Source organism: Gottfriedia sp. NPDC056225 (assembly GCF_042267765.1).
GTDB lineage: Bacteria > Bacillota > Bacilli > Bacillales > Bacillaceae_G > Gottfriedia.
In genome coordinates, this window is record NZ_JBHJTJ010000021.1 from 19,822 (window position 1) to 39,646 (window position 19,825).

Sequence of the window (19,825 nt, forward strand, 5' to 3'; positions counted from 1 at the left end):
AAACAGTTTCATCATTTCAAATGTTCTGTAAGCCATGTTCTGTTCCTTTCGTACTTCAAGCGACTCTCGTCTCGTACTACAAGGTGGTAATCATCTATCTACAGAATAATCTGTCCCTTTCTCTGTTCAATTCCTTTGAAAGGATTCCCCTACCATAATTTGGGTTTCTCGCTCGTGGGGTTTACCGCGTTCCACTCCTCTCATTTCTTCGAGGACTACGTCACTGTGGCACTTTAAAGGTAGTAGAACCATATCCATAATGGACTTAGGTCCGTTCCCTGCCGTTAGCTGTTATCACAGCTACCCTATCTTATGACTTCGATAGGCACGAACACTACAGCCATCGCAGGACTGTGCGAGCATGGACTTTCCTCAACAACGTCAAGCGTTGCAGCGATTACCCGAACATATTGAAACGAACATTTATTAGTATAGTAAATTATACTTGAGATTGCAATGTTTTCTTTAAATATAAATTTAGTTGAAATTATTCGAAAAGTTTACTACCAAAAACATGCTTTTCCAAATTTGATAATCTTTTAAGAACGTCAGTATTCGTATTATTAAAAGGAGAAGGCGGTGGTGTTGATGTGTTTTTTTGGTCCTCTAATAATTTTTTATACTTTGCGTTTTCTTGTTGTAGGGCTACGATTTGATTTTGAAACGATTCATAATCTTTAATGACCGTGTCTAAGTATTGATCCACTTCCTCTTGATTATATCCACGCATTGAAACTTTAAACTCTTTATTTAGGATATCTTTTATACTTAGCTTAATTTTTGTTGATTCCATTATTATCACCCCAAAACATTTAGAAATATTTACCTTCTATTTTTTCAAAGTCTTTATTAATTGTCAATTATCTATTCTATATTTCCCTATAATTATTGTCATCATTCTCAAATGTTTCTTCTGCAATCACTTGTAAATCATCAAAAGTAATCATTTCAATTGGATAATTGAATAGTTCATTTTTCTTATTTGCTAAATCATATAAATATTTAGGACTTCCTTCTTTTTCATTATCGTAAAATAAAATACAACCATCACTTTTGCTTACTAAAAATTCATTTTTCGCTTTTAATTGTAATGGCGATTCGTAAGGCTTTCTGGAAATTGAGTCTACATGATCAGCCCCAATTAAGATTTCATTATAATATTCTTGATTAGTTTCATTCCATTTTTTTTCTTGGTCTTCATAAGGTGTAAAAATGCCTAATTTTAGATGTGGATAATCATCTTGAATTTCAAAAACTACCTCAGCAGCCCATAACTCAGTACCCATTTGCCCTGATATAATAATCCACTCTAGCTCATCTATAAATAGAAGAATTTTATTTTTAATTGCTTTTTTTATGTACTTCACTGCATCATGTTTATTTGAAAAAATTCCTAATTCAAATGATTTATAACCTGATATAAGTAGTATCTTCATTTTACCTCACAATAAATAATTGGAAGAACTAAAAAAGTTCTTCCAAAAGTAAATTTTATTAAATTAAATAGGCATGTTTAAATTCAAATTTAAATTTCTTAAATATTAATTTGCACATTAGTTATCTCGCAAAAATCATTTATTTAAAATAATATTCAAAATTATTCAAATGCAGATATTATATTGAGGGAATTAATATTAATCTTGCTTACTACAAGTAGTCATCGTTTAGTGGAAATCAATTATTAAGACATATAAGATCAATATTTCAATATTTGATTGACGATCTTAGAGGATATTTTATTCCCTTTAGATTAGTTAGTATGTTAGGAATATTATTATAGATAAGCTTGTTTAAACATTTTTCTTTTTGAAAAAATTCGCCTTATGATAAGATTACATATAATGCTTGTTTAAAACTAGTAAAAATAATTAAAGTCAGTGTTATTGTGAAAAAAAATAAAAAAAGTATTTTGTTCAAAATGATCCTCTCCAATATCTTAAATATACTTTTATGTCAACTTTTTTATTTTATTAGGTTTGAACATATTTCACAACAATAAAATTAATAATGATTAAAAGTTTAAATTTTCAGACATTTCTTAAGATTAGACAATAATTGCCGAATGCTATATATTCCTTTAAAATGATAAATGAAACCGTTTTAAAATAATCAAAATATAGATAATGCAATACGAGGTGTAAAAAATGATTAACAAAAATTCTCCAATACCAATTTATCATCAATTATTAGAATACATAAAATCTAAAATTACTTCAGGAGAATACCCTGCTGATGAATTGATTCCGTCAGAAAGAGAGTTTTCTGAACAATTTCAAATTTCCCGAATGACAGTTCGTCAAGCTTTAAATAATTTAGTTCAAGAAGGAATTGTTTATAGGCAAAAAGGTAAAGGAACGTTTGTTAGTCGCCAAAAAGTTGAAAAAAAAATTAGTAGACTAAATAGTTATACTGAGGAAATGGTCGAAAGAGGTTTAAAACCGAGTAGTAGTATTGTTGAATTTGAAATCTTAAAGTCAGATAAAGCATTAGCAAACAATCTAAAAATAAAAGAAAATGATCCAATTTATTTTATTAAACGTGTTCGATCTGCAGATTCAATTCCAATGTCTATTGAAAGTATATATGTATCTTGTGAAATTGCACCAAACTTAAACAAAAGTGTTTTAGAAAAATCATTTTTTGATTATGTACATGCTAATATTCCAGATCCTATTCAATATGCGGATCAATCAATACAAGCTAGAATGCCTACTGACGAGGAAGCAACACTATTAGAAATTCCATTAAATTGTCCGGTACTAGCAATTTATCGTACAACTTTTTTAAGAAGTGGTAAAGTTTTAGAATTCGAATTAACTGTATATAGAGCAGATCGGTATAAACTTGTACATTCCTTATCGAGAAATGACTAAAGTACACAATAAAAAAGCCAAGGTTTTGGTCAAGACCCCAAAAAGTGGATATGAAAAAAAGCGGAGTTATTTCTTTAGAGAAATAGCTCCTTTTTACGTACTTAAGAAGCCAGTTGTTGATGTCTAAAATATTTTTGAAACTTTTGACCTTTTTTCGCCATAAAAAACACCCCTTAAAATCAATGTTGCCAACTCTGGGTTTTTCAACATCTACTTTAAGGGTGCAGTCTAATTTCTGGCTTTTTTTATTTGAAGAAAACTCCAATTTGTTTAAATAGTCCACCTACTTGATTCATCGTATTCATCATCTGTCCTGCAGTTGACATCATTTTTGGTACATCATATGAACCTGAATTATTTTTAAACTGATTTAAGATTGATGAAAATTGAAAAGATTGACCATTATTCTGTTGATTGATCTTTTTTGGTTGGGTAGGATATGGTGTACTAGGCGCAAACATTGCGGGAGTTGCAAATGGCCCTTGTTGATTCATTTGAGCATTCTGTGGTGGCATTGAATATTGTTGACTTTGAGGGTGCATATAATAGTTTGTTTGATTACTGAATTGCGAAGGGTTCAATGGCATGTATGGATATTGATTTTGCATGGTTGAATAATAATTTGGATCATATTGATATCCTTGGTTATATTGTACAGTTGGTTGCTGCAATGTAAAATTTTGCGGAGCTGAATATTCACCTTGTTGAACAGAACTTCCAGGTTGTGTTGATGGTCCTTGGTATGGTAAAGGTTCAATCATCGGCGTTGCTTGCATTTGTGTTTGAGCTTGAGCTTGCGCTGTTGGCGTTAGTTGTGTATTCATTGTAGGATTTTGTGAATACGGTTGTATTGTATTCCCATAGTATCGTTGAATTTCATTAGTATATTGGTTCATTTCTGGATAATTAAACTTCTCATCAACTACTTGATTTTGGTTTCTAAACCACTCAAAGCTGTTATCTGAGTGATTTGGAGGAAACATTTTCTGTCTCATATTCTCACACCCATTATTAGTATTATCTTTTATTAATATGTTACAAATGCCTATTCTGTTACTTATTAAAATTTATGCAACTTTTGTCATTTTATGTCGGAAGTTTAAATTTTTAAAAAAATTTAAATTTTAAATATTTATGATACATTTTATTTAGGAATAGCAGGTTGTTAAGTTAATTAAATTTAATGTTGGAGGGGTAACAATGACTTTACAAGAATTAAAGAACAAGTTTATTTCATCAAAAAGTTTCGAACCAACTGACTTTAATCAATTAATGGACTTTTTACAGCAAAATTACCTTAATGGTGAAGTTACTATTCAACATTATAGAGAATTAGTTAAAGAACTTGAACGTTTTGGCGCATGTAAGCCAATTTAGTATGCTGAATTCATAGAGATAAGAAATAAAGCGATACACATCTACTTAAACGTAAAAGTGTATCGCTTTATTTAATTCCTCTAGTTAATTCATTTTATTAAGTGTAAATACTTATATATATGTTTCCATTAAATATTAAATGCCAAATGCCTTCCCAATAATGGTGTAGAAATCCAACTTCCACCTTCTTTTGCTTGACTAACTTTGTTTTCAAAATGATGAAGATGCACTGTTGTTGACTGTACCTTATTTAAAAGTAAATTCTTTTCTTCTTCACATTTTTGATTAATTCTTATCGCCAGAGAGTGTTCAATAAACTCAACCTCATTTAAAAATTCATCAATTGCTCGAAAAAAATCATCTCTTTGAATTAATTCCATACAGTTCAACTCCTCTTCCAAGTTTTCTTAATTTTCTTTATAAACTAAATTCAACGGCTACACTTCTTCTTCCTTCTTCATTGACAAAACTAGAACTAATTCGCTAAACAAAGTGAATAAAGCTATTTTCTTCTATAATTTCGACAAAAAAATTTGTAACGAGACGCAGAATTGGGAAAGGTAAATATCATGGAGGTGTTACAAATGGCAAAAAACAAAAATGAAAAAAAGAAAAAGCAAGAAAAAAGTAAAAATCAACAAACAGGCAATCCAAAATTAGATGGTCCTAATTTCCCAGCTACATAAACAATTGATAAAGTGACATTTATTAACCAAGATTTAACGTAAAAAGCTATCACTGAATGTTAGCTTAGAGTGTAGAGACCATATTAATTCTCTACACTCTTTTTTATTTCCAATCATTTATTGTTTTTTGAATATCTCTTCTATTTAATGATTTAATTATCACAAGGATGATGACTTACTCATTAGAATTGTGTTGATCGGATAGACCAAAGACTCAAATGGGAAAAGAGTGAATTGACAACTTAAAGTGTTAATCTCCGAAATCTATAATATAGTAGAAAAGCGTTTACACAAATTAAACAAAATAAAAGACTGCCGACTTTTTCGACAGTCATAGCTAATTATTTAAGCAGATTCTTCATTAATAATTAAATTTCTAAATTTATATTATGTTCTATTGTCTTCTCCCCTTTTTCCACCTTTTATTTTATTTCATTGGAATAACCCTTTCAATTTTAATAATGAACTCAACAGTTCTTGTTTTATTAAAAATGATTCTTTAAAACTATCTCCATTTATTATTTCTTCATTTTCATACCATTCGGTTAAAATTTTACTATTAGAATACCAGTCATCTTCTACTGAACGCTTATGTGGAATGATTGGATAGACATCCCTTAATTTAGGATTGTTTGAGTTGGCAATGCCAACTAGACTCTCATAATCACTTCTACTGCCGGTATGATTCGTTTGTTTAGCAAAATTAATAAACCCATTATTTAAGTCTTGATGAAATAAGATTGAATATAATTGTCTACCAATTTGAATCCGCTTTGTTAAATCTTCAAATTGGTAAACAGCAAGTCCATATAGCTCTCCACTGTTTGTTGGGAATATTACATAACTTAATTTTAATTGCTCTTGAAGTTTAAATGCGATAGTATTAAAAACTTCATTTTTAAAAAATTTATTTTGTATTACTGGTCTTTCAATCATATTTTGTTCATTAATTATTAACGAGTAGACGAGTCTTTTTTTATCTCGATCTGTCCAATATTTCTCCCATTCTATTTCCATAAAGGTCGATACTGAAAAATATTTTAACAAATAAAATAAAGGTTTATTATTCATTTTTGAATATTCAAATAGAAGTAATTGTGGAAATGCATCTAAAAAAATAATCCAATTTGCTCGCTCATACGTTATGAAGAGCTGTTTTCTTTGTTTTTCACTTAGGCCATTCATAAAAATTTGGTTTGCTAGATCCGTCATGTTATAGCCTGCATTTCGGGATACCATGCTTGCAAGTAAAGACCACTCTACCTCATTTAGTCTAAAAAAGTAATCCTGATATGCGATAGTTCTCGAGATATTATCTGCATTAAATTTGGTTGTTTCTTTTTTTATTAATTCAATTAGATTAGCTTCATCTTCTGATAAAATGTGTTCTTCTCGTCTATTTTTTATAAAACCCTTCCAGCTTTCATGGTTTGCATTCATTGACTCACCCCAAGCAATCTGGTATTTTTTTACACGAACATCTGTTTTAGTGCTATAATACGAGTTGTATGTAATTTAAGGTGGAGTTGGTTTTATGACAATAATGTACCCAAATCGAAGAAATAATGTAGTTCAAAAAACCCAAGAAAATAGTGAGACACAAGTAAAATCTAGCAATACATATAGTAATCGTGGAATGTCCCTTGAAGATGATTTAAATGCTTCTAATACGTATTATTTAGCAAATAACATCGCAAACATACATAAGAAACCAACACCTGTACAAATCGTTAAAGTAGATTATCCAAAAAGAAGCGCAGCAGTTATTCGAGAGGCTTATTTTAAGCAACCGTCTACAACTGACTATAATGGCGTTTATAAGGGGAAATACATTGACTTTGAAGCCAAGGAAACAAATAATAAGACTAGTTTTCCTTTGCAAAATTTCCATTTACACCAAATTGAGCATATGGAAAATGTGTTAAATCATGGTGGAATATCGTTTGTCATATTAAAATTTTCATTATATAATGAAATTTATTTTATGAAAGCTACTGATATTCTTACCTTTTGGAAAAGGCAAACAAATGGTGGAAGAAAGTCAATTTCTAGAGAAGAATGCAAAGAGTTTGGAACATTACTAAAATCAAGTTATCCAATAATTGTTCCTTACTTAAAATGTATCGATGAACTTTTTGAAGTTTAATATTCATTAAGTTCGATTGAAAGGCAGGAGAAACAAAAAAAATGGCAAAAGAGTATAGTTCACGACAAGAACGAAAACAGATGGAAAAGCCTCCAACAGAAAAACCAAAAAAACGTGAAGGTTTATGGAAAAAGATTACTTTAACAATATTGACATTAGCAGTACTTTGTATACTTGGAGGTGTTGGAGCGTTTTATTATTTAGTAAGTGACGCACCTGCACTAGATGAATCAAAATTAAAAGTACCTCTATCTTCAAAGATTTTAGATAGAGATGGGAATGTCATTGCTGATTTAGGAACTGAACAAAGAACAAAAGTTTCATATAACGAGATTCCTAAAGTAGTAGAGGATGCATTTATTGCAACAGAGGACGTACGCTTTTATAAGCATAAAGGTGTTGATATTCGCCGTGTACTTGGAGCTGTATTAGCAAATATTACAGGTGGATTTGGATCTCAAGGCGGTAGTACGATTACACAACAAGTTGTCAAAAATTCATTCTTATCACCACAAAAAACAATTAAACGAAAAGTTCAGGAATGGTACTTAGCATTCCAACTTGAACAAAAATATTCTAAGCAGCAAATTTTAGAAATGTATTTAAATAAAGTTTATTTCTCAAATGGTTTAAAAGGTCGAGGAGTTTACGGTGTAGCAAAAGCAAGTGAAACTTATTTTAGTAAAGATTTATCAAAAATTACGTTACCTGAAGCAGCTACACTTGCTGGTATGGTTCAAAGTCCAAATAACTACAACCCGGCAAAACACCCAGCTCAATCACAAGCTAGACGAAATGTTGTTTTAAGCCAAATGAAGAAATATGGTTATATTACAAAAGAGCAATACGCGAAATCTTCAGCAATACCGATGAAAAAATTAGTTAAGCTTCATGAAAGTGAGCAAACAAAATATCAGGCATTCATTGATGTAGTTGTCGATGAAGTTGAAAAATATGGCGATGCCAACGTAAATACCGATGGTTTAACAATCGAAACTACGCTTGACCCAAAAGCTCAAGCTAAAGCAGATGAAATCATTAATCGTGGCTCTGAATTTTATCCAAGTGATGCTTTTCAAACTGGTTTTGTGTTAACTGATACTAAAACAGGTGAAATTAAAGCTGTAGGTGCAGGTAGAAACACAACAACTGGCGGCCTGAACTTTGCAACAGATATTAAAAGACAACCTGGTTCTACGATCAAACCAATTTTAGATTACGGACCTGCAATTCAAGATTTAAAATGGTCTACTAATCATCAGCTAGTTGATGAACCATATCAATATTCAGATGGGACCCCTATCCGAAACGCTGATAAATCATATAGAGGTAAATTATCAATTCGTCAAGCATTAATCGGTTCAAGAAATATACCGGCTCTGAAAACAATGCAGGCAGTTGGTTTAGATAAATCACGTGAGTTTGGTAATGGACTTGGATTTAACTTCCAAAAAGATAGTTTTTATGAGTCTCATGCAATTGGTGGATTCACTGGTGTATCTGCAATGCAAATGGCTGGTGCATATGCAGCCTTTGGTAATGGCGGTGTTTACATAAAGCCACATGCAGTTACAAAAATAATTTATCAAGACAAAACTGAAAAAGTATTAGCTCCTGAACCAAAACAAGCTATGAGCGACTACACTGCATATATGATTACTGATATGCTACGTGATGTTGTTAAAGCTCCAGGAGGTACTGGTGGTAGAGCAAACGTACCTGGCCTTGATATGGCAGGTAAAACTGGTACGACAAACTACCCTCAAGAAGTAAAAGATAAATATGGCTTCCCTTCAAACGCTACTCGTGATAGTTGGTTTGTTGGTTATACACCAGATGTTACTGTAGCTGTATGGACTGGATATGAGAAAAATCAAGAAGATCATTATTTAAGTAAAACTTCAACAAATATCGCTAAATATATTGCAAGAGATATGTTATCCGCTACAGGTGATCGTTCTTCTGAGTTTCATAAACCAAGTTCAGTTGTAAACGTTCAAGATGAATTATACATTCGTGGAGAAAAAATGGATGACTTACCAACTCCAGATACATTAGATCCTGCTAAAAGTGTTACTGCAAAATATGATGAAAAATCAAGCAGTATTTCATTAAATTGGCAATATGCTTCTGATCTACTTGCTTCTACAACTTTTGAAGTGAGCTATGATATAAATGGTGTTAAAGGTGAAACTCAAAAAATTAATGGTACATCTGCAATAATTAATGGAATTGTACCAGGTAAAACAGTAAAAATTACAATTATCGCAACAAATGGCGAAACAAAGAGTGCCCCAGTTACTGTTACAGTCGATTTAACAACGACTGTAGATGAAACTACCCCACCAGCTGATAATAACGGTGATGGTACTGGTACTGATAACGGCAATGGCACAGACAATGGAAATGGTACGGATAACGGAAATGGTACTGGCAACGGAGATGGCTCTGGTAACGGAAACGGCACTGGTAACGGAAACGGAAACGGAAACGGAAACGGGAATGGAAACGGAAACGGGAATGGAAACGGGAATGGAAACGGAAACGGAAACGGAAACGGGAATGGGAATGGAAACGGCACTGGTAACGGAGACGGCACTGGTAGCGGAGATGGTACTGGCACCGGTAACGGAGATGGCACTGGCACTGGCACTGGTGACGGTAATGGAACGGGTGGTAATGGTGATGGAAGTACAAATCCAACAACACCTCCGACAACTCCGGACCCAAATAAACCATCAAAACCAGGTTCGAATCAGACTTCATTTAATACCGATTCATATTCTAATAATCGATTTAATAAGTTGGAACGTAATATTATTGCATAAAAGAAAAAGAAACCTCCTCTATTTGAGGAGGTTTTTTCGTAGTTTAGAATATATAAAAATCAGTAGTTAAGAACGTACTAAGCGTCTATATTGATGAGGTTATTTATTTGTTTTATTAATTTTTTGCGGAATACCAATAAACTTTAGTAATGCTCTTTTTGATTGGAATGGAGGGATTCTCGACTCTTATGGGAGATGTAAGAAGGCAACATACCCCACAGCTTCCTTCATATTGAAAATATTGCTTGAGTAACACTTTTTCAACAGCATAAAGAAACCTCCTCATTTTGAGGAGGTGATTTTTTTCTTATAATAAAGTTTTTCTAATTCCGTATACAACCCTGATAGTTGTATAAATGAGTGATAGTGATCTGGCTGATTTACAACAAAACTAATACGCTCATTGAGATTGATTGGCTTTACTTCAAGCTTTTCCAACTCAAGTAATATATTATTTAAGTTAGATAGGATTTGTCCATTAATCCAAGTAAGAATTGAAATAAAATTTGCTAATCCCCTAACCATTGGCTCATATGCTAATTTGCGATTCCGCTCTTTAAAGTAGTTAGATATATAGACTGATTCCTCTTTCCACTCTTCAAACATTTCCTTTATTATCTCATCACTTTCGAATGGTTTAAAACTATTCGTACTAAGTACGTGCTGACTTTCATAATAAAATGGTATATTACTAATTCTAATTTCATCATTAATTATCTGGTTATTTGTATGTTCACGATAAAATGGAGCAACATTAAAATCCTTATGAATATTATTTGACATTTTCTTTTTTCACCTTAATCCGTTTTTTTCCTTCTCTACACATTTCGAGTAACGGACACACTTCACAACTCGGTCTTTGCGCCTTGCAATGATATCTTCCAAAGAATATTAATCGATGATGCGTTACTCCCCAATCATCAATTGGCACTTTCTTCATTAGTGTTTCTTCCACTTCAAGAACTGAATCTTTCCAACGACAAATTGCTAGTCTTTTAGAAACCCTCTCTACATGAGTATCAACAGCAATTGCTGGTATATTAAATGCGACAGACATTACTACATTAGCAGTCTTTCTACCGACACCAGGCAATTTCACTAGCTCTTCTCTTGTGCGTGGCACTTCTCCATTAAAATCATTAATAATCATTTCACTTAATTTCTGAATATTTTTTGCTTTATTTCTGAAAAGACCTATTGAACGAATGTCATTTTGAAGTTCTTCTAATGGAACTTTTAAATAGTCCTCGGGTTCTTTATACTTTTCAAAAAGATTTTTTGTCACTTTATTTACTAAAACATCAGTACATTGCGCAGATAAAGCTACCGCTACTACTAATTCAAAAGGATTTTTATGATTTAATTCACAATGTGCATCAGGGAACATATCACCTATTATTTTAAGAGCTTCACCTATTTGTTGTTTATTTATCATTTCAAAACACTCCTTACTAAACAAAAGCGAGGAACAAGTCCTCGCTTTACTTTTCAAGCCAATTATAAAAAGGAATTGATCCTGTATATTTTGTTTCGTTTTGTGGTTCTCTTGTTTCTTTTTTTCTAAAATGCTTGCTATAGTTAATTGCTTGTTCTACTTGTTTAATTCCGTTTTTCTTCCACTCAAATAAAATACGATCTATATAACGAAAATTTAACTTGCCACTAATAACTGCCTCTTTTAATGCGGTTTTTATTAATTTTTCATTATGATCATCTTGGTCCATCCACATTGTTAACGTTTCAATTTCAAATGGAGATAATAGTCTACCAAATTCTTTTTCAAACACTGAATAAATTGATTCCTCAGCTTGTTCAATAATTGAAGGGATGGTAGGCGTTTCTAATGGTTGTTGACCGTTCTCATTATGGTTAATTAACTTTAACCATAGTGGTGCAAGTGAATATGCTTCACATCGTAAATTGTGATCGTCAATTTCTTCCGTTATTTCTAATAGACCTTTTTTAAGAAGTTCACGTATAACTTCCATACATTTTTGTTCATTTATTGACATAATCTGTGCTAATTGAGTAGGTGTTGGAAACGTATGACCCTGCTGCTGAAATGAGTAAAGTTGTAGAATCATGACAAGTTCTTCTTCACTAATGCCAAAAGAAGAATAACTACTAAGAAGTATATTTGGAATACTTATATTTCCAAGTTGTATCCAGTTTAAAATGCTATTATTATTCACTTCGAACACCTCTAGCATAGTATAGCATGATTACATGAAATAAACAGTAAAAGAAGCTTACCAAATAAAAATAAATAGAGGCGTGCTTATCACACCTCTATTTTAGTATAACTATTTATTAATTTAAAAACCATCTAATAAATTAATTAATTATGGATAGTCTGTTTATAAATTGTGTAAATGCATTACACATTCACCACTTTTTGCAGCAGATTCCTTGCTCTTGGCAACATAATCATTATCACCGATCAGTTGTTTAGTCAAAATGGTTTTATCGTCGAACAATTTAAAATTTAGCTTGGGATACTTGCTTTCATAAATTGCTCAATACGATCTAATGCTTTATCCAACTGCACTTGTGATGTTGCATAAGATAAGCGAATATTATCAGGTGAACCGAATCCAGAACCAGGAATTACAGCAACATTAGCTTTTTGAAGTAACTCTGTAGAGAACTCATCTACATTCTGATAACCAGCCATTTTAGCAGCTTCAGTCACATTTGGGAATAAATAAAACGCACCGCTAGGTTTAACACAGCTAAATCCAGGAATTGAAACTAAGCGTTCAAAAGTTTTATTTAAACGATCTTCAAATGCTACTCTCATTTCTTCAACTGGTCCATCACCTAGTTCATATGCTTTAATCGTTGCGATTTGTGCCATTGTAGTAGGATTTGAAGTTGAGTGACTAGCTAGATTTGTCATTGCATCGATTATTTCTTTATTACCTACAGCATACCCAATTCTCCATCCAGTCATTGAGTGAGATTTTGATACACCATTGATAATGATCGTTTGCTCTTTAAGTTCAGGGCTTAATGAAGCAATTGAAACATGCTTTGCACCATCATATACTAATTTTTCATAGATCTCATCGGAAACGATTAAAATATCATGTTTTAAACAAATATCTCCGATTGCTTTTAACTCTTGCTCAGAATAAATCATACCAGTAGGATTACTTGGTGAATTTATAATGATCGCTTTTGTATTTTCAGTAATTGCAGCTTCAATTTGTTCAGGTGTTACTTTAAATTGTTGGTGCTCGTATCCTTCAATAAATACTGGCACACCCTCTGCTAATATTACTTGCTCAGGATAACTTACCCAGTATGGAGTCGGAATAATTACTTCATGTCCCGGATCTAAAATTGCTTGGAAAAGTGTGTAAAGTGCGTGTTTAGCACCATTTGTAACGACAACCTCTCCAGGAGAATATGTTAATCCTTGATCATTTAATAATTTATCACAAACTGCTTTTCTTAAAGCCGGTAAGCCGTTTGAAGGAGTATATTTTGTTTGACCCTTAAGCATTGCTGAATAAGCTTCTTCAATAATTTCAATAGGTGTATTAAAATCAGGTTCGCCTGCGCCTAAACCGATTACATCAATTCCTTGATCTTTCATCTCTTTTGCTTTTGCTGTAATAGCTAATGTTGTAGATGGTGTTAGTGCACTTACTCTTTTTGCTAGTTTCATCTTCTTACGTTCCCCCTAAATACTATAACGTTTTAAAAGCTCTCCATTTTCGAAAGCAGCGTAATAAAAATTATATCTGCCGTTTTGGTCTATATATACTACTTCCCAAAGTGGTATTTTGTTCTCTATTCCTAACTTTACTTTATGTATTTTTTTTGGGCTTCTCTCATTGACCACTTTGTCAATGATTTGTTTTTGGGTCAATCCTTCACTTTTCTTTCGAGTAATAACATTTCCATCCTGTATCCATGCTATCATTTCATTATTTGCATTGTCTTTGCCGCTCACAACAATCGCCTGTTCTTTTCCGTGGTAATAATCGGAATGTTGCACAGTTTTTAAATATCCTTGTTTTACCACAAGCTCTTCGGCATTTTTTTTATCATCGTTTACCTTAGAGGTCGCTGATTGATATGTAGAAACTAAAAATAATGATAGTAAAATGATGCTTAATCCGAGGATGACTAACCATTTTTTCATATATACCTCATTTATGTTCTATAAATTGTAAATACTGCATATTCTTGATTTTCTTTATCTAATGCTAGTCCAAACATAAGATCTTTTTCTTTTAAAGTACGATTTAAACTATCAACAATTTTGTATAAATCCTTTGTGTATTCGATTTTAGTTGTTGATAATACTTCAATATTTGAATTCATGTTGTTCCTCCTAAAAATGTATTATGAAATACATTACAATTTATGTCATTATACCATACGTCTAGCCCGAATCCCCTATTATTCTCATGCTAAATGTTGAAAACTGTTAAAAATCTTTTAATAATTCATCGATTGTATTAATTCTAATTTTGTTATTTGGTATTAACTTTAAAAATTCAGCACCGTAATTTGTATTTATTATTCGATTATCTAAAACAAATAACGAACCTTGATCTTTTTCATTTCGAATTAGACGACCATAACCTTGTCTAAACTTAAATACAGCTAACGGTAAAGCTAAACTTGAGAAAGAGTTTTCTCCTGATTTTTTTAGTAAATTTGATTTAGCAATAAACATAGGCTTTTCAGGGTTTGTAAACGGTAATCGTACAATGATTAAACAATCTAATTCTTCATTAGGTAGGTCAATTCCTTCCCAAAAAGTATTTGTCCCTAACAAAATTGTTTGTTTAGATTGTAAAAACTGTTTTATTAACTTTTGTTTTCCTCCAGGAGAGAAACCTTGAGCTAAAACGGACGAATTCAAATTATCTAAATCATGTATTAAATGATCATATGTTTGTTTTAATAAATCAAATGCTGTAAATAAAACTAATGTTCTTCCTTTTACTTGATTAACAATTTTACGAATAGTATTTGATGTTTGCAATGCATAATCTTCTTGTGAAATCTCTTTTATTCCCATTAAATCATTTGGAATATATACTTTCATTCCTTGTGCAAAATCATTTGGAACTGGATAAATTTTTTCGATTACATTGTTTTTTTCAATTCCTAATGATGACTTTATAAATGCGAATGATTCATCAATCGACATCGTAGCAGAAGTAAGAACTATTGATTCTCTTCCTTCAATTAAAAATTGTTTTATTAAATCAGCATTATCTACTTTCTCACTATAAAGCATAGTTGTGTGAAATGAACCTTTTGCTTCAGTTTCCATCCAGCATATATACTGTTCATTTTGATCGAACAATATTTCATAAAGACCGTTTTTCATGCCTCTTAATTGTTCAAAAATCATTTTGAATTCCGTAATGATTGAACGATGATATGCCGAACCGTTTGTCGCATCAACTTGCTCTAAATACTGCTCACAACCCGTAAACAAAGTATTATTTGCATGAATTAATCGATTAGCACATTCTTGAATAACCTTCCAATTTTGACTTGATGTATTCTTTTTGCTAAGTGTAATCGATTGTCTGATATTTTCTTTATCTAGTGCATTTTGTTTTGTTAAAATAAAATCTCGTAATAATCTAAAAAGCTCATCTGATTCATACTTAATTTCTTTTACTAAATGATCAACTTTTTTCCACCATATTTCCCTATTAGATATACCTTCATCTATTTTGTATAAACGGTGAACAATCTCATTACTATCAGTCGTACTTAATCGACTCAAATATTGATAATATTTTAAACAAGAAAACGTGATACCAAAGGTTTTTGAAGCGGTCTCTTCAAGAGCATGTGCTTCATCAATAACAAATGTTTTAACTGAATTAATCAAATGATCTTTATTTTTTAAAGTCGATAATAAATAAGCGTGATTAGTAATAATTAAATCGGCTAGCATTAATTGACTTTTTGCCCTTTGATAAAAACATTTATGAAACCATGGATTTGCTCTTTTATTTTCACTTTCATCATTACAACATACCCGCTCCCATAAATGCAGGCCTCCTGATGGAAGTGATAATTCATCTAATTCTCCATGTTCAGTTTCTGTTAACCATACAGTGATCATTGCTTTTGATAAAATACTATCGTAATTATCATCAAATTGTTCTCCAACAACATATTCAAATTTTTGGAGACATAAATAATTTCTTTTACTTTGAATCGATGCAATTTTCAATTGAAAAGGTATGATTTTTTCAAGTGTTTTTACATGTTTTTTCAATAGCTGTTTCTGTAATGCAATTGTACTAGTGCTGATTACAACTTGTTTTCCATTTTGTTTTGAAAAAAATGCTGATGGAATTAAATACCCTAATGTCTTACCTACACCTGTGCCTGCTTCAGCCAGAATGATATTTTTATGTTGAAAAGCATTGAATAGATCATGCATATAATCATATTGTTCTTTTCTTTTCGTAAAATTTGGGATTTCCACAGCCATTTGATCGGCAAGCTCTCGTTTAAGATGTTCATCAAAATCTACGAAATCTTCTTCCTCTTGTGGCAAACTAAAGCTTCTTTTTTTAAGCGCAATTCTTCTAAATTCTTCAAACTGACTCGCTTCTTTTGAAATTGATTCAGATTTTCTTTGAAGAAGATCGGATATATAGTATGTAATGTCACTTTTAAAGCTATTACTAAGTTTTTCTAAAATTTTTAAAGAAGCATAAGGTAAGCTTTCTAGCTTTTTTAATAAAATGGTTAATAATTCAGCTGTAACCTCAGCATCACTATCGGCTTGATGAGGATTTTCGTGTTGAATATTAAATACTTTCGCTAAATCAGATAATTTATAACTAGTTAATGTAGGAAACAAAATTCTCGTTAACTCTACTGTGTCTAGAGCTAATGGTGAAATTTTTGGTAATCCAATTCGCTCGAATTCTTTTTGTAAAAAAGTTAAGTCAAAATGCACATTGTGTGCAACGAAATAGGCATCTTGAAACATTGGATATAGTTCATCAGCGATTTGCTCAAATTGAGGTGCATGTAGAACCATTTCATCAGATATCCCCGTTAATTCTGAAATAAATGCTGGGATGGCCATATTTGGATTAATAAAACTCGAAAATTGTTCTATAACTTCTCCACTTTCTAATAAAAAGGCTGCAATTTGAATAATTCGATCTTGACCTCTATTATTATTTCCAGTTGTTTCTAGGTCAACGACCACAAACTTATTCATATGTTGCCACCTCCAAGTTCTCTTTATAATGATTATTTTGTATAAAATGGATTAAACAATACAAACAACAAAAAAATCCCCTAAAGAAGGGGATTCCAAAACTGCCTGCCAGATGCTTGCTTTCAATCAGTCTGGAAATCAATTTTATTAGACTTTCGTCTACACACCCTAAAGAAGGGGATTCCAGACTAAACGTTTTTGTAAACTATCCTCATCTTCAAGCTTTACTAAAGCCTAAAAATTCTAGTCGAAAGGCCCCGTTTTTTTATTACTTAATTGTCCCTGCGATTTCTTTGCCAATCATTTCGATAATCTCATTTGAATCATTTAGAAATGCAATTTTTGGTTCATGTTGATCAAGTTTCTCCTCTTCAACTTGACCATAAGCAATAATGATTACTTTATCGCCCTCTTGGACTAATCGTGCCGCAGCTCCGTTAAGGCAAATTATACCACTTCCACGTCTCCCTGGAATTACGTATGTCTCAAGACGAGCACCGTTATTATTATTTACAATTTGTACTTTTTCATTTTCAAGTATATCGACAGCATCCATTAAATCTTGGTCAATCGTAATACTACCAACATAATTTAAATTTGCTTCTGTTACAGTTGCTCTATGAAGTTTTGCTCTCATCATTGTGCGAATCATGTCATTTCCCCCTAGTTGTTCTACCTAAATAGAAACAATAATATTATCGATTAGACGAGCATTTGTAAACTTCACTGCTAATGCAATAATAATTTTTCCATTTATTTTATTTATCGTTTCTAATTCTGGATAAGAATAAATACTTACATAATCTACTTCTCCAGATGTTTCATTTTGTATTGTAGTAATAATACTTTGTTTCAGTTGTTCAGGATCTAAATTCCCATTATTTATATCCTCAACTGCTTTTTGTAGACTTTTATATAAAGCTGGTGCTTCTTTTCTTTCATTTTCTGATAAATATACATTTCGTGAACTTTTAGCTAATCCGTCTTCTTCCCTAATAGTTGGAACAGGATTAATTTTAACAGGTATATTGAAATCTTCAACTAGTCCCTCAATTACAGCGACCTGTTGAGCATCTTTTAATCCAAAATAAGCTTGGTCTGGTTGCACAATATTAAATAATTTTGATACAACTAATGCAACGCCATCAAAATGTCCGGGCCTTTTTTCACCACAAAGAACATCTACTCGCTTTGTAACTTTCAATGTTGATTTTAAATCATTTGGATACATTTCTTCAACTGTTGGATAAAAGAGGCAATCTACTCCAGCATTTAGTGCAATTTTTTCATCTCGTTCAAAGTCTCTTGGGTATCGATCAAAATCTTCATTTGGACCAAATTGAGTAGGATTAACAAATATACTCAATACAACGATATCATTATTTTTTCTAGCTTCTTCTAATAATGAAACATGTCCCTCATGTAAAAAACCCATTGTTGGTACAAATCCAATTGATTTTTCACCTTTTCTGAGACTTTTAAGTTCATTTCTTAAATCTTTTATTGTGTTAAACACTTTCATTGCGAACTTCCCCCGTATAATGCCTTTAACTGTTCTTCTTTCATTGTAAACGAATGTTTCGTATCTGGAAATTGTCTAGATTTAACTTCTTGTACATAAGACGCAATTGCATTTTCAATTGTCTCAGATACATTTGCATATTGTTTTACAAATTTCGCCACTCGACCGACACCATATGTTATTAAATCATGATAAACAAGTACTTGGCCATCAGTATCAACGCCAGCTCCAATTCCAATTGTCGGGATTGAAAGGTCTTTAGTAATATCCTTTGCAATTTGCTTTGGAACACATTCAAGTACGATTGCAAATGCTCCTGCTTCTTCACATTTCTTTGCGTCATTAAATAATTTCATCGCACTTTCGGAATCACGAGCTTGAACTTTGTACCCTCCTAGTACACCAACTGATTGAGGAGTTAATCCTAAGTGAGCTACAACTGGTACACCTGCAATCGTTAAGGCTTTAATTACTTCTAATACATTATCATCTGCACCTTCGAGCTTTACAGCATGTGCATCTCCTTCTTGCATTATGCGACAAGCACTGCGCAAGGCCTCTTCTTTTGAGAAGTGGTATGACATGAACGGCATATCAGTAACGATAAATGTATTTTTCGCCCCTCTTTTAACAGCTTTTGAATGATGAATCATGTCGTTAACAGTCACTTTTATTGTCGAATCATACCCAAGGACAACATTCCCAAGGGAGTCACCGACTAAGATCATATCTACTTCGCTTGCTTCAGATAACAATGCTGAAGGATAATCGTAAGCTGTAATCATCACGATTGGTTCATTATTCTCTTTCATTTTCAAAAAATCTTTTGTTGTTTTCATCTTTTTTCCTCCTTTTAAATGAAGAGGAAATGGGGCTACAATAAAAAACCTTTGCTCAAAAAGAGAACAAAGGAAAATTGTAAACCAGCTCATTCCTCTGTCCCAGTCCTTATAGGATCAAGGCAGAACACATTTTTAAATTAGATTTTTTAAAACTTGGTGTAGTTCTTCTTAGGATACTAAAGTTTGTTTGACCCTATTCAGATACCACCCATGAAGAGTCAAAAGAAAAAACCATGACCCTCCCCATACAGTTTATAGTAAGAATACCAATTTAGTAAAGAAAAAACTTGGTATTATTTACAAATAAAATTGGGACAAATTTT

At 32.0% G+C, this 19,825-nt stretch carries 19 protein-coding genes and 1 other RNA gene; 4 read left to right on the plus strand and 16 right to left on the minus strand.

Annotated features, from left to right (window positions below; all coding sequences use genetic code 11):
- Positions 1-23 precede the first annotated feature (23 nt).
- From rnpB to ACFCYN_RS14495, 3 genes are all read right to left on the minus strand, one after another.
- Positions 24-409: RNase P RNA component class B (rnpB, locus tag ACFCYN_RS14485), an RNA gene on the minus strand.
- 78 nt (positions 410-487) lie between these two features.
- Positions 488-793, minus strand: a complete 306-nt coding sequence (gpsB, locus tag ACFCYN_RS14490) for a cell division regulator GpsB (RefSeq protein WP_098121077.1) — start codon at positions 791-793, stop codon at positions 488-490.
- A 76-nt stretch (positions 794-869) separates the two neighbouring features.
- Positions 870-1,436 carry an SLOG family protein gene (locus ACFCYN_RS14495; RefSeq protein WP_172444143.1) on the minus strand — a complete coding sequence of 189 codons (567 nt, stop codon included), beginning with the start codon at positions 1,434-1,436 and terminating at the stop codon, positions 870-872.
- Positions 1,437-2,144: 708 nt separating this feature from the next.
- Here ACFCYN_RS14495 and ACFCYN_RS14500 point away from each other — a divergent pair.
- Positions 2,145-2,873, plus strand: coding sequence for a GntR family transcriptional regulator (locus ACFCYN_RS14500; protein WP_172444142.1), 729 nt, complete (start codon positions 2,145-2,147; stop codon positions 2,871-2,873).
- A gap of 245 nt (positions 2,874-3,118) precedes the next feature.
- Here the strand turns inward: ACFCYN_RS14500 and ACFCYN_RS14505 are convergent, their stop codons facing one another.
- Positions 3,119-3,868 carry a YppG family protein gene (locus tag ACFCYN_RS14505; protein WP_375950052.1) on the minus strand — a complete coding sequence of 250 codons (750 nt, stop codon included), beginning with the start codon at positions 3,866-3,868 and terminating at the stop codon, positions 3,119-3,121.
- A 205-nt stretch (positions 3,869-4,073) separates the two neighbouring features.
- Here ACFCYN_RS14505 and yppF point away from each other — a divergent pair, with 205 nt between their 5' ends.
- Complete coding sequence (gene yppF, locus ACFCYN_RS14510; RefSeq protein WP_098121074.1) at positions 4,074-4,250, plus strand: YppF family protein; 177 nt, start codon at positions 4,074-4,076, stop codon at positions 4,248-4,250.
- A 128-nt stretch (positions 4,251-4,378) separates the two neighbouring features.
- Here the strand turns inward: yppF and ACFCYN_RS14515 are convergent, their stop codons facing one another.
- Together ACFCYN_RS14515 and ACFCYN_RS14520 are read right to left on the minus strand one after the other, a co-directional pair.
- Positions 4,379-4,630 (minus strand): hypothetical protein, encoded by a 252-nt coding sequence (locus tag ACFCYN_RS14515; RefSeq protein WP_098121073.1) that lies wholly within the window; start codon positions 4,628-4,630, stop codon positions 4,379-4,381.
- Positions 4,631-5,368: 738 nt separating this feature from the next.
- A complete protein-coding gene (locus tag ACFCYN_RS14520; RefSeq protein ID WP_375950054.1) occupies positions 5,369-6,376 on the minus strand; it encodes a DUF2515 family protein in 1,008 nt (335 codons plus the stop codon).
- Positions 6,377-6,470: 94 nt separating this feature from the next.
- Between ACFCYN_RS14520 and recU the strand changes: the two genes are divergently transcribed.
- Together recU and ACFCYN_RS14530 are read left to right on the plus strand one after the other, a co-directional pair.
- Positions 6,471-7,082, plus strand: coding sequence for a Holliday junction resolvase RecU (recU, locus tag ACFCYN_RS14525; RefSeq protein ID WP_172444140.1), 612 nt, complete (start codon positions 6,471-6,473; stop codon positions 7,080-7,082).
- A 41-nt stretch (positions 7,083-7,123) separates the two neighbouring features.
- Positions 7,124-9,910 (plus strand): transglycosylase domain-containing protein, encoded by a 2,787-nt coding sequence (locus tag ACFCYN_RS14530; protein ID WP_375950055.1) that lies wholly within the window; start codon positions 7,124-7,126, stop codon positions 9,908-9,910.
- A gap of 282 nt (positions 9,911-10,192) precedes the next feature.
- Here the strand turns inward: ACFCYN_RS14530 and ACFCYN_RS14535 are convergent, their stop codons facing one another.
- The 10 genes from ACFCYN_RS14535 to panB form a co-directional block, all read right to left on the minus strand.
- Entirely contained in the window at positions 10,193-10,693 is a 501-nt protein-coding gene (locus tag ACFCYN_RS14535) for a YpoC family protein (RefSeq protein ID WP_172444138.1), read from the minus strand.
- A complete protein-coding gene (gene nth / locus ACFCYN_RS14540; protein ID WP_375950057.1) occupies positions 10,683-11,345 on the minus strand; it encodes an endonuclease III in 663 nt (220 codons plus the stop codon). Before nth ends, ACFCYN_RS14535 begins: the two co-directional genes overlap by 11 nt.
- A gap of 46 nt (positions 11,346-11,391) precedes the next feature.
- The gene (locus ACFCYN_RS14545) at positions 11,392-12,102 is read right to left on the minus strand and encodes a DnaD domain-containing protein (RefSeq protein WP_375950058.1); all 711 of its coding nucleotides are present in this window, start codon (positions 12,100-12,102) and stop codon (positions 11,392-11,394) included.
- A gap of 293 nt (positions 12,103-12,395) precedes the next feature.
- Positions 12,396-13,583: a pyridoxal phosphate-dependent aminotransferase gene (locus ACFCYN_RS14550; RefSeq protein ID WP_172444136.1), complete on the minus strand. Its 1,188-nt coding sequence runs from the start codon at positions 13,581-13,583 to the stop codon at positions 12,396-12,398.
- Positions 13,584-13,598: 15 nt separating this feature from the next.
- On the minus strand, positions 13,599-14,063 hold the full coding sequence (locus tag ACFCYN_RS14555; protein ID WP_098121065.1) for a cell wall elongation regulator TseB-like domain-containing protein: 465 nt from the start codon (positions 14,061-14,063) through the stop codon (positions 13,599-13,601).
- An 11-nt stretch (positions 14,064-14,074) separates the two neighbouring features.
- Complete coding sequence (locus ACFCYN_RS14560) at positions 14,075-14,245, minus strand: YpmA family protein (RefSeq protein WP_098121064.1); 171 nt, start codon at positions 14,243-14,245, stop codon at positions 14,075-14,077.
- A 106-nt stretch (positions 14,246-14,351) separates the two neighbouring features.
- Positions 14,352-17,138: an ATP-dependent DNA helicase DinG gene (dinG, locus tag ACFCYN_RS14565; protein ID WP_172444135.1), complete on the minus strand. Its 2,787-nt coding sequence runs from the start codon at positions 17,136-17,138 to the stop codon at positions 14,352-14,354.
- A 268-nt stretch (positions 17,139-17,406) separates the two neighbouring features.
- Positions 17,407-17,790: an aspartate 1-decarboxylase gene (gene panD, locus ACFCYN_RS14570; protein ID WP_375950061.1), complete on the minus strand. Its 384-nt coding sequence runs from the start codon at positions 17,788-17,790 to the stop codon at positions 17,407-17,409.
- Positions 17,791-17,814: 24 nt separating this feature from the next.
- Positions 17,815-18,660, minus strand: a complete 846-nt coding sequence (gene panC, locus ACFCYN_RS14575; protein WP_172444133.1) for a pantoate--beta-alanine ligase — start codon at positions 18,658-18,660, stop codon at positions 17,815-17,817.
- Entirely contained in the window at positions 18,657-19,499 is an 843-nt protein-coding gene (gene panB / locus ACFCYN_RS14580) for a 3-methyl-2-oxobutanoate hydroxymethyltransferase (RefSeq protein ID WP_098121060.1), read from the minus strand. Before panB ends, panC begins: the two co-directional genes overlap by 4 nt.
- Positions 19,500-19,825 lie beyond the last annotated feature (326 nt).

Bases quoted from the DNA above. Each gene is read 5' to 3' on its own strand.
- gpsB (WP_098121077.1), bottom strand. From the start codon at position 793: ATGGAATCAACAAAAATTAAGCTAAGTATAAAAGATATCCTAAATAAA.
- ACFCYN_RS14495 (WP_172444143.1), bottom strand. From the start codon at position 1,436: ATGAAGATACTACTTATATCAGGTTATAAATCATTTGAATTAGGAATT.
- ACFCYN_RS14500 (WP_172444142.1), top strand. From the start codon at position 2,145: ATGATTAACAAAAATTCTCCAATACCAATTTATCATCAATTATTAGAA.
- ACFCYN_RS14505 (WP_375950052.1), bottom strand. From the start codon at position 3,868: ATGAGACAGAAAATGTTTCCTCCAAATCACTCAGATAACAGCTTTGAG.
- yppF (WP_098121074.1), top strand. From the start codon at position 4,074: ATGACTTTACAAGAATTAAAGAACAAGTTTATTTCATCAAAAAGTTTC.
- ACFCYN_RS14515 (WP_098121073.1), bottom strand. From the start codon at position 4,630: ATGGAATTAATTCAAAGAGATGATTTTTTTCGAGCAATTGATGAATTT.
- ACFCYN_RS14520 (WP_375950054.1), bottom strand. From the start codon at position 6,376: ATGAATGCAAACCATGAAAGCTGGAAGGGTTTTATAAAAAATAGACGA.
- recU (WP_172444140.1), top strand. From the start codon at position 6,471: ATGACAATAATGTACCCAAATCGAAGAAATAATGTAGTTCAAAAAACC.
- ACFCYN_RS14530 (WP_375950055.1), top strand. From the start codon at position 7,124: ATGGCAAAAGAGTATAGTTCACGACAAGAACGAAAACAGATGGAAAAG.
- ACFCYN_RS14535 (WP_172444138.1), bottom strand. From the start codon at position 10,693: ATGTCAAATAATATTCATAAGGATTTTAATGTTGCTCCATTTTATCGT.
- nth (WP_375950057.1), bottom strand. From the start codon at position 11,345: ATGATAAATAAACAACAAATAGGTGAAGCTCTTAAAATAATAGGTGAT.
- ACFCYN_RS14550 (WP_172444136.1), bottom strand. From the start codon at position 13,583: ATGAAACTAGCAAAAAGAGTAAGTGCACTAACACCATCTACAACATTA.
- ACFCYN_RS14555 (WP_098121065.1), bottom strand. From the start codon at position 14,063: ATGAAAAAATGGTTAGTCATCCTCGGATTAAGCATCATTTTACTATCA.
- ACFCYN_RS14560 (WP_098121064.1), bottom strand. From the start codon at position 14,245: ATGAATTCAAATATTGAAGTATTATCAACAACTAAAATCGAATACACA.
- dinG (WP_172444135.1), bottom strand. From the start codon at position 17,138: ATGAATAAGTTTGTGGTCGTTGACCTAGAAACAACTGGAAATAATAAT.
- panD (WP_375950061.1), bottom strand. From the start codon at position 17,790: ATGATTCGCACAATGATGAGAGCAAAACTTCATAGAGCAACTGTAACA.
- panC (WP_172444133.1), bottom strand. From the start codon at position 18,660: ATGAAAGTGTTTAACACAATAAAAGATTTAAGAAATGAACTTAAAAGT.
- panB (WP_098121060.1), bottom strand. From the start codon at position 19,499: ATGAAAACAACAAAAGATTTTTTGAAAATGAAAGAGAATAATGAACCA.